General features: G+C 63.9%; 14 protein-coding genes and 2 tRNA genes. 1 reads left to right on the forward strand and 15 read right to left on the reverse strand.

All coding sequences use genetic code 11. The annotated features are described in order from the left end of the window. Window positions 1-22: 22 nt before the first annotated feature. From rimP to ftsH, 8 genes are all read right to left on the reverse strand, one after another. Complete coding sequence (gene rimP / locus CFE50_RS21270; protein ID WP_007162650.1) at window positions 23-481, reverse strand: ribosome maturation factor RimP; 459 nt, start codon at window positions 479-481, stop codon at window positions 23-25. A gap of 127 nt (window positions 482-608) precedes the next feature. Beyond that, a tRNA-Met gene (locus CFE50_RS21275) sits at window positions 609-685 on the reverse strand. 85 nt (window positions 686-770) lie between these two features. Beyond that, window positions 771-856, reverse strand: a tRNA-Leu gene (locus tag CFE50_RS21280). A 16-nt stretch (window positions 857-872) separates the two neighbouring features. Then, a complete protein-coding gene (gene secG / locus CFE50_RS21285; RefSeq protein WP_286737156.1) occupies window positions 873-1,253 on the reverse strand; it encodes a preprotein translocase subunit SecG in 381 nt (126 codons plus the stop codon). Next, complete coding sequence (gene tpiA / locus CFE50_RS21290; protein WP_241808848.1) at window positions 1,253-2,011, reverse strand: triose-phosphate isomerase; 759 nt, start codon at window positions 2,009-2,011, stop codon at window positions 1,253-1,255. The genes secG and tpiA overlap by 1 nt, the downstream gene beginning before the upstream one ends. A gap of 66 nt (window positions 2,012-2,077) precedes the next feature. Next, window positions 2,078-3,415: a phosphoglucosamine mutase gene (gene glmM, locus CFE50_RS21295; RefSeq protein WP_007162653.1), complete on the reverse strand. Its 1,338-nt coding sequence runs from the start codon at window positions 3,413-3,415 to the stop codon at window positions 2,078-2,080. Continuing rightward, window positions 3,415-4,278 (reverse strand): dihydropteroate synthase, encoded by an 864-nt coding sequence (gene folP / locus CFE50_RS21300; RefSeq protein ID WP_241808857.1) that lies wholly within the window; start codon window positions 4,276-4,278, stop codon window positions 3,415-3,417. Before folP ends, glmM begins: the two co-directional genes overlap by 1 nt. A 7-nt stretch (window positions 4,279-4,285) precedes the next feature. Further along, window positions 4,286-6,202 carry an ATP-dependent zinc metalloprotease FtsH gene (gene ftsH, locus CFE50_RS21305; protein WP_027599119.1) on the reverse strand — a complete coding sequence of 639 codons (1,917 nt, stop codon included), beginning with the start codon at window positions 6,200-6,202 and terminating at the stop codon, window positions 4,286-4,288. 547 nt (window positions 6,203-6,749) lie between these two features. Between ftsH and yhbY the strand changes: the two genes are divergently transcribed. Further along, window positions 6,750-7,061 carry a ribosome assembly RNA-binding protein YhbY gene (yhbY, locus tag CFE50_RS21310; protein WP_286737157.1) on the forward strand — a complete coding sequence of 104 codons (312 nt, stop codon included), beginning with the start codon at window positions 6,750-6,752 and terminating at the stop codon, window positions 7,059-7,061. On the opposite strand, the gene CFE50_RS21315 is transcribed toward yhbY, so the two are convergent. The 7 genes from CFE50_RS21315 to dnaJ all read right to left on the reverse strand — a co-directional run bounded on the left by CFE50_RS21315 (window position 7,049) and on the right by dnaJ (window position 15,180). Then, a complete protein-coding gene (locus tag CFE50_RS21315) occupies window positions 7,049-7,420 on the reverse strand; it encodes a hypothetical protein (protein WP_502694721.1) in 372 nt (123 codons plus the stop codon). The two genes, yhbY and CFE50_RS21315, sit on opposite strands and share 13 nt — an antisense overlap. A gap of 58 nt (window positions 7,421-7,478) precedes the next feature. Next, window positions 7,479-7,955, reverse strand: a complete 477-nt coding sequence (gene greA, locus CFE50_RS21320) for a transcription elongation factor GreA (protein ID WP_286737158.1) — start codon at window positions 7,953-7,955, stop codon at window positions 7,479-7,481. Beyond that, window positions 7,952-11,173 (reverse strand): carbamoyl-phosphate synthase large subunit, encoded by a 3,222-nt coding sequence (carB, locus tag CFE50_RS21325; RefSeq protein ID WP_027599121.1) that lies wholly within the window; start codon window positions 11,171-11,173, stop codon window positions 7,952-7,954. Before carB ends, greA begins: the two co-directional genes overlap by 4 nt. Before the next feature lie 21 nt (window positions 11,174-11,194). Next, entirely contained in the window at window positions 11,195-11,851 is a 657-nt protein-coding gene (gene leuE, locus CFE50_RS21330; protein ID WP_007162660.1) for a leucine efflux protein LeuE, read from the reverse strand. A 21-nt stretch (window positions 11,852-11,872) separates the two neighbouring features. Then, window positions 11,873-13,009 carry a glutamine-hydrolyzing carbamoyl-phosphate synthase small subunit gene (carA, locus tag CFE50_RS21335; protein WP_241808852.1) on the reverse strand — a complete coding sequence of 379 codons (1,137 nt, stop codon included), beginning with the start codon at window positions 13,007-13,009 and terminating at the stop codon, window positions 11,873-11,875. Window positions 13,010-13,185: 176 nt separating this feature from the next. Then, window positions 13,186-13,992 (reverse strand): 4-hydroxy-tetrahydrodipicolinate reductase, encoded by an 807-nt coding sequence (gene dapB, locus CFE50_RS21340; protein WP_007162662.1) that lies wholly within the window; start codon window positions 13,990-13,992, stop codon window positions 13,186-13,188. Window positions 13,993-14,046: 54 nt separating this feature from the next. Continuing rightward, entirely contained in the window at window positions 14,047-15,180 is a 1,134-nt protein-coding gene (gene dnaJ, locus CFE50_RS21345; RefSeq protein WP_007162663.1) for a molecular chaperone DnaJ, read from the reverse strand. Window positions 15,181-15,263 lie beyond the last annotated feature (83 nt).

Raw genomic sequence — 15,263 nt, forward strand, 5'->3', positions numbered from 1 at the left:
GATCCGCGGTCTCGCGCTCAAATCACTCGAAACGGGGAACGACGTTGGCCTTGTCGATCATCTCGATGGGCAGCAGATACTCATGCTCGTCCACCTGCACCACGACGTCCTGGTCTTCCACACCGCGCAGCAAACCCTGGAAATTACGTCGCCCTTCGAAGGGCGACCGAAGTTTGACCTTGACCTGTTCACCGGCGTGGGCAGCGAATTGCTCCAGCGTGAACAGCGGTCTATCCATACCGGGGGAAGACACCTCGAGGGTGTATTCATTGGTGATGGGATCTTCCACATCGAGTACGCCACTTACCTGGCGACTGACGGCCTCGCAATCTTCGACGAGAATGCCGTTGGGATGATCGATATAGACACGCAGTAGCGAATGCCGCCCTTGGGAGATGTACTCGACACCCCAGCAGACATAGCCAAGCGCCTCGACGACGGGGGCCAGCAAGGCCTGCAACTGTTCTAGCTTGCTCGACACCTGGTTGCCTCGCGTTTTTTGAGAATAAAAAATGGGCATTACGCCCATCCCTAAGAGGTCTGCGCAAGAAAGCGCGACCCGAACTGTCCAGCCAACAAAAAGCCCCTATAAAGGGGCTTTAAAAAACTGGTTGCGGGGGCTGGATTTGAACCAACGACCTTCGGGTTATGAGCCCGACGAGCTACCAGACTGCTCCACCCCGCGTCAAAGCTGGAGCGAGATTATATTCAACTGAACTCTAGGAGTCAACCTACTCTCTCGCCGCGTCCTGCAGGACGTCTTTGCTATTTGGTGCCGAAGATGGGACTCGAACCCATACAGCCTGTGGCCACTACCCCCTCAAGATAGCGTGTCTACCAATTCCACCACTTCGGCATGAAACCTTTGAAACCTACTTGGACTCCTGGGGCACGTCCCCGGAAGTACCACCCTGAGCAGCGCGAGGCTGACTCAGGGGAACATCGCTACCATCCTGCTTCGGCTGAGGAGCCTGCTGGACCGGCTGAGTGGGCAGACCCACTTCGCGCAGACTCAGCGCATGGTTCTTGGCGAAGTACGCCAGACCCAGGCTAGTCGCGAAAAAAACCGCGGCTAGTATAGCAGTAAAGCGACTCAGAAAGGTAGCAGAACCTTGACTACCGAATACGGTACCCGAGGCGCCCGCACCAAAGGATGCACCGGCTTCGGCACCCTTGCCCTGCTGCATCAATACCAGCACGATCAGGCCAAGCGCCATCAGCAAGTGGATCACGACAACTGCAGTTTCCAACATTATCCACGTCCTGCAGCGCGGCAAATCGCACTGAACTCTTCAGCATTCAGGGAGGCTCCACCCACCAGCCCCCCATCGATATCCGGCATGCCGAACAACTCGGCAGCGTTGGCGGCCTTGACGCTGCCGCCATACAACAACTGAAGGCCGTCAGCGACCCCAGCATCGGCCTCGCGCACCAGGGCGCGAATCGCCGCATGAACCTCTTGCGCCTGCTCCGGCGTCGCCGTGAGCCCCGTACCTATCGCCCAGACCGGCTCGTAGGCCACGACGGCATTGGCGAACGCTGCCACCCCAACCGCATCGATGACCGCCTTCAGCTGGCCACCCACAACGTCTAGAGTGCGCTCGGCCTCCCGCTCTTCACGGGTTTCGCCGACGCAGAGCACGGGAATCATCCCGCCCTCCTGGATGGCCGCGAATTTCTTCGCCACCACCGCATCATCCTCACCCAGCAGCGCACGTCGCTCGGAGTGCCCCACCAGTACGTAGCGGCAACCGAATTCTGCCAACTGGGTCGAGGACACCTCGCCAGTCAGAGCCTTCTCGCCCGCGACGGGAGCACAGGTCTGAGCTCCCACCATCAGCGACGTTTCCGCCAACGCTTCAGCCACCCCTGGCAGATGCACCAATGTCGGAATCACCACGACATCGACACCCGCTGCGCCATCCAACCCTTTCAAGCCTGCGACCAGCGCCGACACGCCTTGTAGCGAGCCATGCATTTTCCAGTTACCGGCAACCAGGGAACGACGCATGCGTTTTACCTCAGGGAGCGAAGTGGGCGCAGATGTTACTCAATCGAAAACAGGCATGCAAGCAAATCAAGCACATACCTCGGTTATCAACTGCGCGAGGGCTTCCGCATGGGCCCGCACCTCTCGCTCGTTCTCACCCTCGACCATGACCCGCAACAGCGGCTCGGTCCCGGATTTGCGCAGCAGCACCCGCCCCTTGCCGGCCATCTTCTCGGTCACCTCGGCACTGGCCTGCTTGACTCGTGGATGCTCCAGGGGATCCTGGCCGCCACCGAATCTCACGTTGATCAGCACCTGTGGGCACTTGCGCAGCGCCATGCGCGCCTGGGCCAGGGTCTGACCGGCATTGCGCAGAGCGATCAGCACCTGCAGCGCGGCGATGGTGGCGTCTCCGGTGGTGGTGTACTGGCAGCAGACCACGTGCCCGGAATTCTCGCCGCCCAGTACCCAGTTGCGCTCCAGCAGCTCGGCCATCACATAGCGATCCCCGACCTTGGCGCGTACGAAGGGAATATCCAGCTCGGCCAGGCCCAGCTCGAGTCCGAGATTGCTCATCAGGGTACCCACCACCCCACCCTCGAGGCGGCCGCGGCGCTTGAGGTCGCGGGCGATGAGATAGAGCAGTTCGTCGCCATCGACCGCCGCCCCGGTGTGATCCACCATCAGCACCCGGTCGCCGTCGCCATCGAAGGCGATGCCAATGTCGGCATGCTGGTCGAGCACTGCCTGCTGCAGCCCCTCCAGGTGGGTGGAGCCGCAATCCTTGTTGATGTTGAGTCCGTCCGGCTGCACGCCCAGCACGCTGACGTCCGCCCCCAGTTCGCGGAAGACGCTGGGCGCGATCTTGTAGGTGGCGCCATTGGCGCAATCCAGCACGATCTTCATGCCGGCGAAGCTGGTCCCGGTGGGCACGCTGCTCTTGCAGAACTCGATGTAGCGGCCGGCGGCATCATTGATGCGCGAGACCTTGCCGATACGCGCCGAGTCGACCACGGTCATGGGCGTATCGAGCAATTCCTCGATCATGGTCTCGAGTTCATCGGGCAGCTTGGTGCCGGCGCCGGAAAAGAACTTGATGCCGTTGTCGTAGTAGGGATTGTGCGATGCACTGATGACGATGCCGGCACTGGCCTGGAAGGTCCGCGTCAGGTAGGCGATCCCCGGCGTGGGCATGGGTCCGAGCAGCATGACATCGGCGCCGGCGGCGGACAGCCCGGCTTCCAGTGCCGATTCGAACATGTAGCCCGAGTTGCGGGTGTCCTTGCCGACCAGCACCCGGCAACCACCGCGGCTGCGAAAGGCAATACCGGCCGCCCAGCCCAGCTTGAGCATGAAATCCGGGGTGATGGGATACGTTCCGACCTTGCCGCGAATGCCATCGGTTCCAAAATACTTTCTTGCCATCAGTTCTGTTCCTGCCTGAAGCCTTCGACTGCGGTGATCATCTTCACCACATCCACCGTTTCCGCCACATCATGGACCCTGAGGATCTGCGCGCCCTTGGCCAGCGCCAGCGCCGCCAGGGCCAGACCGCCCGCCAGACGACCTTCCACGGGCCGCCCGGTGACCGCGCCGATCATGCTCTTGCGCGAGACACCCACCAGCAAGGGTAGCCCAAAGGCGAGCAACTCGGCCTGTCGCCTGAACAGTTCGAGGTTGTGCTCGAGGGTCTTGGCGAAGCCATAGCCCGGATCCAGCACCAGCCGCTGGCGAGAGATACCGACCGCTTCGCAGCGAGCCACCTGCTCGGCGAGAAAGGCACCCACCTCGCCTGCGACATCGGCGTAGACGGGCGCCTGCTGCATGGTGCCGGGCTCGCCGCGCATGTGCATCAGGCAGATCGCCAGATCGGTCGCGACCGCCGTCTCGAGGGCGCCGGGCCGGCGCAGCGAGCGCACGTCATTGATCAGACCGGCACCCGCCCTGGCGCCTTCGCGCATGACCGCGGGCGTGGAGGTATCCATGGAAATCACGACATCGAGCTCGCGAGCGATCGCCTCGATCACCGGCACGACCCGATCGAGTTCTTCCGCTTCGGATACCGCGGGCGCCCCCGGACGCGTGGACTCGCCCCCGACATCGATGATGGCCGCACCCGCCGCCACCATTCCCTCGGCATGGCGCAGGGCGCTCTCGACCGCCGTATAGCGACCACCATCGGAAAAGGAGTCGGGGGTGACATTGAGGATGCCCATGACTTTGGGCGCGTCAAAAACAAGAACCCGATTGCCGCAAGGCAATCGGGTCGAAGGAAGCGGATTGAACATGGGTGTTTCAGTGTTCTCCGGCCGGACCACCGATGGGGGTTTCCGGACGATCGCTACCACTCTGCGGCGCCGGAGCGTCACCGGTAGGACCGCCACGGTCATGCCAGTCACGCGGCTCACGCGGGACCTTGCCGGCCATGATGTCGTCGATCTGATCGGAATCGATGGTCTCGTACTTCATCAGGGCATCGGCCATGAGTTCGAGCTTGTCGCGGTTCTCGTCCAGCAGGCGCTTGGCCGTGCCATAGCAGTCGTCGATGATTCGGCGGATTTCCAGGTCGATCTGCTTGGCGGTCTCGCCCGACATGTTGCCGGCACCGCCACCACCCGAGCGCCCCAGATAACCTTCGTTCTCTTCCTCGCCATACAGCAGCGGGCCGAGCTTCTCGGACAGACCCCACTTGGTGACCATGTTCCGCGCCAGGGAGGTCGCACGCATGATGTCGTTGGAGGCACCGGTGGTCACCCCCTCGAAGCCCAGGGTCATCTCCTCGGCGATACGGCCACCGAACAGCGAGCAGATCTGGCTTTCCAGGGCACGCTTGGACAGGCTGTAGCGATCCTCCTCGGGGAGGAACATGGTCACGCCCAGAGCGCGACCGCGGGGAATGATGGAAACCTTGTAGACCGGATCGTGTTCGGGCACCAGGCGACCGACGATGGCGTGACCCGCTTCGTGGTAGGCGGTGTTGCGCTTCTCCTTCTCGGACATGACCATGGTCTTGCGCTCGGCACCCATCATGATCTTGTCCTTGGCCAGCTCGAACTCGCGCATGTCGACGATGCGCTTGTTGGCACGGGCGGCGAACAGCGAAGCTTCGTTGACCAGGTTGGCCAGATCGGCACCGGAGAAACCCGGGGTACCGCGGGCGATGACGCCGGCGTCGACGCGCTCGCCGACCGGCACCTTGCGCATGTGCACCTTGAGGATCTGCTCGCGACCGCGGATGTCCGGCAGACCGACCACCACCTGGCGGTCGAAGCGACCGGGACGCAGCAGGGCGGGGTCGAGGACATCCGGACGGTTGGTAGCGGCGATGACGATGATGCCATCGTTCATCTCGAAGCCATCCATCTCCACCAGCAACTGGTTCAGGGTCTGCTCGCGCTCGTCGTGACCACCGCCCATGCCGTTGCCACGGTGGCGACCGACCGCATCGATTTCGTCGATGAAGATGATGCAGGGCGCGTGCTTCTTGGCCTGATCGAACATGTCGCGGACGCGGCTGGCGCCGACACCGACGAACATCTCGACGAAGTCCGAACCGGAAATGGTGAAGAAGGGTACCTTGGCTTCGCCCGCCACGGCCTTGGCCAGCAGCGTCTTACCGGTACCCGGCGAGCCGACCATCAGCACGCCACGGGGAATGCGGCCGCCCAGTCGCTGGAACTTGCCCGGATCGCGGAGGAATTCGACCAGTTCGGTGACCTCTTCCTTGGCTTCGTCGCAACCGGCGACGTCGGCGAAGGTGGTCTTGACCTGATCTTCCGACAGCAGTCGCGCCTTGCTCTTGCCAAAGCTCATGGGACCGCCGCGACCGCCGGCGCCTCCCTGCATCTGGCGCATGAAGAACATGAAGACAGCGATGATCACCAGGATCGGGAAGCTGGCCACCAGCAACTGAGTCCAGATGCTCTGCTGCTCGGGCTGCTTGCCGGTGATGGTGACGCTGTTGTTGACCAGGTCGCCGATCAGGCCATTGTCCTGGATCGCCGGACGAATGGTCTTGAAGGGATCGCCATCACGATGCTTGCCGGTGATGACATAGCCATCCACGGTCACGCTCTCGATCTGCCCGTCCTTCACCTGCTGGATGAAGTCGGAGTAGTTGAGCGTCTGGGGTTCGTTGGGGCTGGAGAAGTTGTTCATCACGGTGACGAGCACCGCGGCGATGATCAGCCACAGGATCAGATTCTTTGCCATGTCGTTCAATTGACTACCCTCTGCGCCGGTTTCGTGGGTAAACCGTTCGAAGCGAAACCGGCAGTGACCGGTAAGTTACTACACAAAGCCTGGCCCACGGCAGACATCGTCTGTAACGCTATATGAGTCTTCTGCCTTTGACTCTAGGGCAAGGCAGACGTTGCGGCCATCAATTCTCTCAATTGCCCCCAAAACCGCGACCTAATAGAGGTTGCTGGCGCGATTTGGTCCCGCGACGCGGACGGCGGCGGCAGAGCCCTGCTCGAAGGCGTCTCGCCACCCTCGTCCTGGAGCCCCTGGATCGCTCCATCGCACTCAGCTCGCTCATATGGGGGCCCAGTGGAAAATAACAAGGCCTTCCGACGCTCGCGCCGAGACCTTCCTGGCGCACCGACTTGACCGGAGGGTCGTCGCGGTGTTCCTTGAGCCGACACGGCAGGCGTTGCCGGGCGCGCGGGCATGCCTGGCGCGCTGGTAAGTTTTCGCGTATCGCTGGGCGGCACGTGGCAGCTGGGATAAACTGTCCGGCTTTTATCCGGGGTGAATTATGGCGCTCAACAACGAGCTTAAAAAGCGGTTCAAGGCGATCGGTCATCAACTCAAGCCGGTGGTCACCATCAGCGAGAACGGCCTGAGCGAGGGCGTGCTGGGCGAACTCGACCGCGCGCTGAACGATCATGAACTGATCAAGATCAAGCTGGCCGTCACGGAGCGGGAAGACCGCCGGGCCCTGATCGACAAGCTGTGCGCGTCGAGCAAGGCGGAGCTGGTACAGGTCATCGGCAAGATGGCGCTGATCTACCGCAAGGCGCGCGAGCAGAATCGCAATCTGTCCAACGTGGTGCGCTATACCGTCTGATTGCCCGGCGCACGCCCGGGAACGGGCTGCAGCACCAGGATCAGACCGCAGAGCAGCAGGACCAGGTAGCCGGCCAGGGCGGTCGGCCCGGTCCAGAAGCGCGCCAGTTCGTTCTGCAGCAGCACAGCCAGGGCACTGGCCAGCAGCAACTGGCCGCGCAGATCACGCCACAGGGCGCCCACGCCTGCCCACCACACCAGCACCACGATCTGGGTAAAGACCCCACCGCCTGCGGCGCTGAGCATCATGCGCAGCAATTCTTCACGCCCGGACTGGATCAGTAGCGGCGCCCAGCCCGCCTGGGCGAGCGCCACCGGGATGCACAGGTGCAGGGCGACCAGCGGGCCGACCCAGAACACCTGGGCCAGCTGCCAGGCTGCTGCGAGCAGCCTGGCAAGCCAGCCTCCGGCGCGACGATCAGACGTGACTGACGGCGACAATTTCGTATTCGACATCGCCACCCGGGGTCTTCACCAGCACCACGTCCCCTTCTTCCTTGCCGATCAGGGCGCGGGCGATGGGCGAACCCACCGACAGCTTGCCCTGCTTGATGTCCGCCTCGTCGTCACCGACGATCTGATAGGTCACGGTCTCGTCGGTCTCGGTGTTGGCGATCTCCACGGTGGTGCCGAAGATCACCTTGCCGGTGTGCGGCAGGGCGGTCACGTCGATCACCTGGGCATTCTGCAGGCGCCCTTCGATATCGCGGATCCGCGCCTCGACCATGCCCTGCTGTTCGCGGGCGGCGTGGTACTCGGCGTTCTCCTTCAGGTCACCCAGCTCACGCGCCTCGGCGATGGCTTGGGTGATCTGCGGACGCAGCTCGGTCTTGAGGTGCTTGAGCTCGTCCTCCAGGGCGCGGGCGCCCTGGACGGTCATGGGGTACTTGGTCATGCCTTAACTCCTGCATGCAGATCTTGCAGACGGCGCACGGTCTTCTCGGCGCCGAATTTCAAAGCTTCGCAAATGGCCTGGCCGCCGGCAATGGTGGTAGTGCAGCACAGCTTGTGCTGCAGCGCATTGCGGCGAATGGAATAGGAATCGGCGATGGACTGCCGGCCTTCGGTGGTGTTGATGATCAGGGTGACTTCGTCGTTCTTGATCATGTCGACCACATGGGGACGGCCTTCGGTCACCTTGTTCACGCGACGCACCGGCAGACCGGCCGCCTCGATCACCCGCGCGGTACCGGCGGTGGCCACGACCTCGAAGCCGAGGCCGACCAGATCGCGGGCGACCTGCACGGCTTCGGGCTTGTCGTCGTCACGCACGCTGATGAAGGCGCAACCGGAATTCGGCAGGATCTCGTTGGCACCCAGCTGGGCCTTGGCGAAGGCTTCGCCGAAGCTGTCGCCGACCCCCATCACCTCGCCGGTGGACTTCATCTCCGGGCCGAGGATGGGGTCGACGCCGGGGAACTTGTTGAAGGGGAAGACCGCCTCCTTGACGCTGAAGAACGGCGGAATGATCTCCTGGGTGAAGCCGACTTCGGCCAGGGTCTTGCCGGCCATGACCCGGGCGGCCACCTTGGCCAGGGACTCGCCGATGCACTTGGAGACGAAGGGCACGGTACGGGAGGCGCGCGGGTTGACCTCGATGACGTAGATGTCTTCGCCCTGCACGGCCATCTGCACGTTCATCAGACCGATCACGCCGAGTTCCAGGGCCATCTTCTTGACCTGCTCGCGGATCTCGTCCTGGATGTGCTTGGGCAGCGAATAGGGCGGCAGCGAGCAGGCGGAGTCACCGGAGTGCACGCCAGCCTGTTCGATGTGCTGCATGATGGCGCCGATCACCACGGTCTGGCCGTCGCACACCGCGTCCACGTCCACCTCGATGGCGCAGTTGAGGAAGTGGTCGAGCAGCACGGGGCTGTCGTTGGACACCTTCACCGCTTCGCGCATGTAGCGCTTGAGTTCTTCTTCCTGGTAGACGATTTCCATCGCCCGGCCGCCCAGCACGTAGGACGGACGCACCACCATCGGATAGCCGATGTTCTTGGACAGGGCCAGGGCCTCGTCTTCGCTGCGCGCGGTCGCGTTGGCCGGCTGGCGCAGGTTTAGGCGCTGCACCATCTGCTGGAAGCGCTCGCGGTCTTCGGCACGGTCGATGGCATCGGGGCTGGTGCCGATGATGGGCACACCGGCCTCTTCCAGGGCACGGCAGAGCTTGAGCGGGGTCTGGCCGCCGTACTGGACGATGACGCCCTTGGGCTGCTCGACACGGACGATCTCCAGCACGTCCTCCAGGGTCACCGGCTCGAAGAACAGACGGTCGGAGGTGTCGTAGTCGGTGGAGACGGTCTCCGGGTTGCAGTTGACCATGATGGTCTCGTAGCCGTCTTCACGCATGGCCAGGGCCGCGTGCACGCAGCAGTAGTCGAACTCGATGCCCTGGCCGATGCGGTTGGGGCCGCCGCCGAGGATCATGATCTTGTCGCGACCGCTGGGCTTGGCCTCGCACTCTTCCTCGTAGGTGGAGTAGAGGTAGGCGGTATCGGTGGCGAATTCGGCGGCGCAGGTGTCCACCCGCTTGTATACCGGCAGCACCTTGAGCTTGTGGCGATGGGCGCGCAGGTTCTTCTCGGTGACGCCGAGCAGCTTGGCCAGGCGCGCATCGGAGAAGCCCTTGCGCTTGAGCTTGCGCATCAGGTCGTAGTCGAGGTCGGCCAGACCCAGGGTCTTGATGCGCTCCTCATCCTTGATCAGGTCTTCGATCTGCACCAGGAACCAGGGATCGATGCGGGTCAGCTCGAAGACCTTGTCCAGACTGTAGCCCTGGCGGAAGGCGTCGCCGATGTACCAGATGCGATCGGCGCCCGGCACGGTCAGCTCGCGCTTGAGGGTGCCGTCGGCTTCGGGATCGGCCGGATCCAGCTTGGGATCGAAGCCGACCACGCCGACTTCCAGGCCACGCAGGGCTTTCTGCAGGGATTCCTGGAAGGTCCGGCCAATGGACATGACCTCGCCCACGGACTTCATCTGGGTGGTCAGACGGGCATCGGCCTTGGGGAATTTCTCGAAGGCGAAGCGCGGGATCTTGGTGACCACGTAGTCGATGGCCGGCTCGAAGGACGCCGGGGTACGACCGCCGGTAATGTCGTTCTGCAGCTCGTCCAGGGTGTAGCCGACGGCCAGCTTGGCGGCGATCTTGGCGATGGGGAAGCCGGTGGCCTTGGAGGCCAGGGCCGAGGACCGCGATACCCGCGGGTTCATCTCGATCACCACCATGCGCCCGGTGTTCGGGCAGATGCCGAACTGGACGTTGGAGCCGCCCGTTTCGACCCCGATCTCGCGCAGCACCGCCAGGGAGGCGTTGCGCATGATCTGGTATTCCTTGTCGGTCAGCGTCTGGGCCGGGGCCACGGTGATGGAGTCACCGGTGTGCACGCCCATGGGATCGAAGTTTTCGATGGAGCAGACGATGATGCAGTTGTCCTTCTTGTCGCGGACCACCTCCATCTCGTATTCCTTCCAGCCGATCAGGGATTCGTCGATCAGCAGTTCGTTGGTCGGCGACAGGTCCAGACCGCGGGTGCAGATCTCTTCGAATTCTTCACGGTTGTAGGCGATGCCGCCACCGGTACCACCCATGGTGAAGCTCGGCCGGATGATGCAGGGGAAGCCGACCTTCTCCAGCACGCCGTAGGCTTCTTCCATGCTGTGGGCGATGCCCGAGACCGGGCAGGCCAGGCCGATGTCCTTCATGGCCTTGTCGAAGCGCGAACGATCCTCGGCCTTGTCGATGGTGTCGGCGTTGGCGCCGATCATCTCGACGCCGAATTTCGCCAGCACGCCATGCCGCTCCAGGTCCAGGGCGCAGTTCAGCGCGGTCTGGCCGCCCATGGTCGGCAGCAAGGCGTCGGGGCGCTCCTTCTCGATGATCTTGGCCACGGTGGCCCACTTGATCGGCTCGATGTAGGTGGCGTCGGCCATCGACGGGTCGGTCATGATGGTGGCCGGGTTGGAGTTCACCAGGATGACGCGGAAGCCTTCCTCGCGCAGGGCCTTGCAGGCCTGGGCGCCGGAATAGTCAAACTCGCAGGCCTGGCCGATGACGATGGGGCCGGCCCCGAGGATCAGGATGCTCTTGATGTCTGTACGCTTAGGCATGGGCTTCTCGAATGCAAGTAATCAGGTCAGGGTCGCGGTGGCCAGCTTCACACCGAACCCCACGAACAGGGCGCCGACGCCACCGGTGGCGCCCGCGCTGAGGCGACGCCGCTGACGGAACCAGGCCGCCAGACGAACGCCGCAGAAAATCAGGAACGACAGGTAGCAGAAGCTGATCGCTTCCAGTACCGCGCCCAGCACCAGGAAGGACAGCGCCGGATGGGCGTAACCGGGGTCCACGAACTGGATGAAGAAGGAGACGAAGAACAGGATCGCCTTCGGGTTCGACAGGCTCAGCAGCAGCGCCTTGCGGAACGGCTGGTGGACGTCTTCGCGCAGGGTCGCCTCGGCCTGGCCCTGGGCCGGGCTGCGCCAGGACTTGAGTCCGCCACGCAACATGCCCCAGCCGAGGTAGAACAGGTACGCCGCGCCCAGATACTTGAGGATCTGGAAGAACAGCGGCTCGGCCTTGAGCAGCGAGGCGACGCCCAGCGCCGAGAGCAGCATCAGCACGGCGTCACCGAGGAACACGGCCGAGGCCGCCTGGTAACCGCTGCGGATGCCGCGCTGGGCACTGGTGGCCAGCACGAAGAAGGAATTGGGGCCGGGCAACAGGATGACGAACAGGGTCCCGACCACATAGGTCCAGAAGTCGATGACACCCAGATTCGCCAGCATGAGCGCTACCCTCCTCCCGTCTTAGCGGCGTGCCGCCATGGCCTGGATGAACTTGTCGAACAGCGGCGCCACGTCGTGCGGGCCAGGGCTCGCCTCGGGGTGACCCTGGAAGCTGAAGGCGACCTTGTCGGTGCGCTCGATGCCCTGCAGGGTGCCGTCGAACAGCGACTTGTGGGTGGCCCGCACATTGGCCGGCAGGCTGGCCTCGTCCACGGCGAAACCGTGGTTCTGGCTGGTAATCATCACCACGCCACTGTCGAGATCCTGCACCGGATGGTTGGCGCCGTGGTGACCGTTGGGCATCTTCACCGTCTTGGCGCCGGAAGCCAGGGCCAGCAACTGGTGGCCCAGGCAGATGCCGAACACCGGAATCTCGGTTTCCAGGACGTCCTGGATCGCCTTGATGGCGTAGTCGCAGGGCTCGGGATCGCCCGGGCCGTTGGCCAGGAAGATGCCGTCGGGTTGCAGCGCCAGGGCTTCGCTGGCCGGGGTCTGGGCCGGCAGCACGGTGATGCGGCAGCCACGGGCCACCAGCATGCGCAGGATGTTCAGCTTGACGCCATAGTCGAAGGCCACCACGTGATAGGGCAGCTGCTCGGCCGGGATCTCGGCGTGGCTGTCGGTGTCCAGCGACCAGACGCCCGAGCGCCACTCGTAGCGCTCCTTGACGCTGACTTCCTTGGCCAGGTCCATGCCCTTGAGGCCGGGGAAGGCGCGAGCCAGTTCCAGGGCGCGCTCCTCGGTGGCGTCTGCGCCGGTGAGGATGCAGCCATCCTGAGCGCCCTTCTCGCGGAGGATGCGGGTCAGTCGACGGGTGTCGATGCCGGCGATGGCGATGGTGCCGTTCTCCTTGAGATAGTCCGGCAGCGACTGCTTGTTGCGCCAGTTGCTGGCCAGTAGCGGCAGATCGCGGATGATCAGCCCGGCGGCCCAGACCTGGGCGGCCTCGCCATCCTGCGGCGTGGTGCCGGTGTTGCCGATGTGCGGATAGGTCAGGGTGACGATCTGCTTCGCATAGGAAGGATCGGTCAGGATTTCCTGGTAGCCGGTCATGGCGGTGTTGAACACCACTTCGCCGACCGTGTGGCCGTCGGCACCGATGGATTCACCGCGAAAGATGCTGCCATCGGCAAGTGCGAGTATGGCTGGCTTAGTCAAGAAGACCTCCGAAAATCAAGCCTTGGCGGGCAAACGCAGGGTGCAAAAAAACGGGATGACATCTCGAAGAGTCATCCCGTTTTAATGTTGTGATTTCATTCTGCGCTAGCTTTTAGTGGATACACTAAAGCTGCATTGTACACGAATTGATCACGACTGGCACCCCCGCAAGGGGATCAGCGCAACTCCAGCACGTCCTGCATGTCATATAGCGCCGGCTGTTTGTCCTTGAGCCAGAGGGCTGCGCGCACCGCGCCCTTGGCGAAGGTCATGCGGCTGGAGGCCTTGTGGGTGATCTCGACCCGCTCGCCCTCACTGGCGAACAGCACCGTGTGATCGCCCACCACGTCGCCCGCGCGCACGGTGGCGAAGCCGATGGTCTGGCGGTCGCGGGCACCGGTCTGGCCTTCCCGGCCATAGACGGCCACTTCCTCCAGATCGCGACCCAGCGCCTGGGCAACGACCTCGCCCATGCGCAGCGCGGTCCCCGAGGGCGCATCGACCTTGTGCCTGTGGTGCGCCTCGATGATCTCGATGTCGACCTCGTCACCCAGCACGCGGGCAGCGGTGTCCAGCAGCTTGAGGCAGAGATTGACGCCGACGCTGAAGTTGGCGGCGAAGACGATGGGAATTTCCTTGCTCGCTTCCAGCAGGGTCAGCTTCTGCTCTGCGGTGAAGCCGGTGGTGCCGATCACCATGGCCTTCCTGGCCTTGCGGCAGAGCGCCAGATTCTGCAGGGTCACATTGGGATGGGTGAAGTCGATGAGCACATCAAAATCATCCAGCACCCGCGCCAGATCGCCCGACAGCATCACCCCGTTGCGGCCGATACCGGCGAGTTCGCCGGCGTCGGCACCTACCAGACTGCTTTCCGGGCGATCCACCGCGGCGGTGAGACCGGCAGCGCCCTGGGTCTGCTGGACCGCTTCGATCAGGGTCTTGCCCATGCGCCCCGCGGCGCCCATTACAGCTATACGTCGCATCATCAGCTCCAGGCTGCTGGCCGGGCGCCGCCTCGCGACGGCGCCCCTGCCGGTTTAGAGGTCGTCGAAGAAGCGCTTCATGCCGTCGAACCAGCCACTGGCCCGGGGCGAATGGGAGCTGTCGCTCTGCAGGGTGTTGCGGAATTCCTCGAGCAGCTCGCGCTGGCGCCGGCTCAGGTTGACCGGGGTCTCCACCACCACCTTGCACATCAGGTCGCCGGCGCCACCGCCACGCACGGGCGTCACGCCCTTGCCGCGCAGGCGGAACATCTTGCCGGTCTGGGTGCCCTCGGGGATCTTCAGCTTGACGCGGCCGTCCAGGGTCGGCACTTCCAGTTCGCCACCCAGGGCGGCGTCGGTGAAGTTGATCGGCACCTCGCAATAGAGGTGCTTGCCGTCGCGCTGGAAGATCGAGTGCTCGCGGACATTGACCACGACATAGAGGTCGCCGCTGGGGCCACCCAGGGTCCCCGCCTCGCCTTCGCCGGTCAGGCGGATGCGGTCGCCGGTGTCGACGCCCGCGGGCACCTTGACCGACAGGGTCTTCTGCTCTTCCACGCGACCCTGACCATGACAGGCGTTGCAGGGCTCGGGAATGATCTTGCCGCTGCCGTGGCAGCGCGGGCAGGTCTGCTGGACCGAGAAGAAGCCCTGCTGCATGCGCACCTGGCCGATGCCACCGCAGGTGGGGCAGGTGGACGCCGAGGTACCCGGCTTGGCGCCATTGCCATCGCAGACCTTGCACTCGACCAAGGTGGGCACGCGAATGGTGACCGTGGTCCCGCGCACCGCCTCTTCCAGATCCAGGTCCAGGGTGTAGCGCAGGTCGGCACCGCGCTGCGGGCCGCCACGACCACCGGCACCACCGCGTCCGCCAAAGAAGTCGCTGAAGACGTCGCCGAAGATGTCGGAGAAGCTCGCGCCACCCGCCGCGCCACCGAAACCGCCGCCGCCCATGCTCGGATCGACGCCAGCATGGCCGTACTGGTCGTAGGCCGAGCGCTTGCCCGCATCGGACAGCACTTCGTAGGCCTCGGCGGCCTCCTTGAACTGCTCTTCGGCAGCCGCGTCCCCCGGATTGCGATCCGGGTGGTATTTCATCGCCAGGCGTCGGTAGGCCTTCTTGAGCTCGGCTTCGCTGGCGCCGCGCTCGACCCCGAGCACCTCATAGTAATCACGTTTGGCCATAGACTTTCTGCACCTTAAATTTTCTCACCCTCCAGACACGCCAACGCGGGAGCAGGCTCCCGCGTGGCGGATCCGACGGGCCG

This window comes from Pseudomonas sp. PGPPP4 (assembly GCF_002256045.1).
Taxonomy (GTDB): Bacteria; Pseudomonadota; Gammaproteobacteria; order Pseudomonadales; family Pseudomonadaceae; genus Chryseomonas; species Chryseomonas oryzihabitans.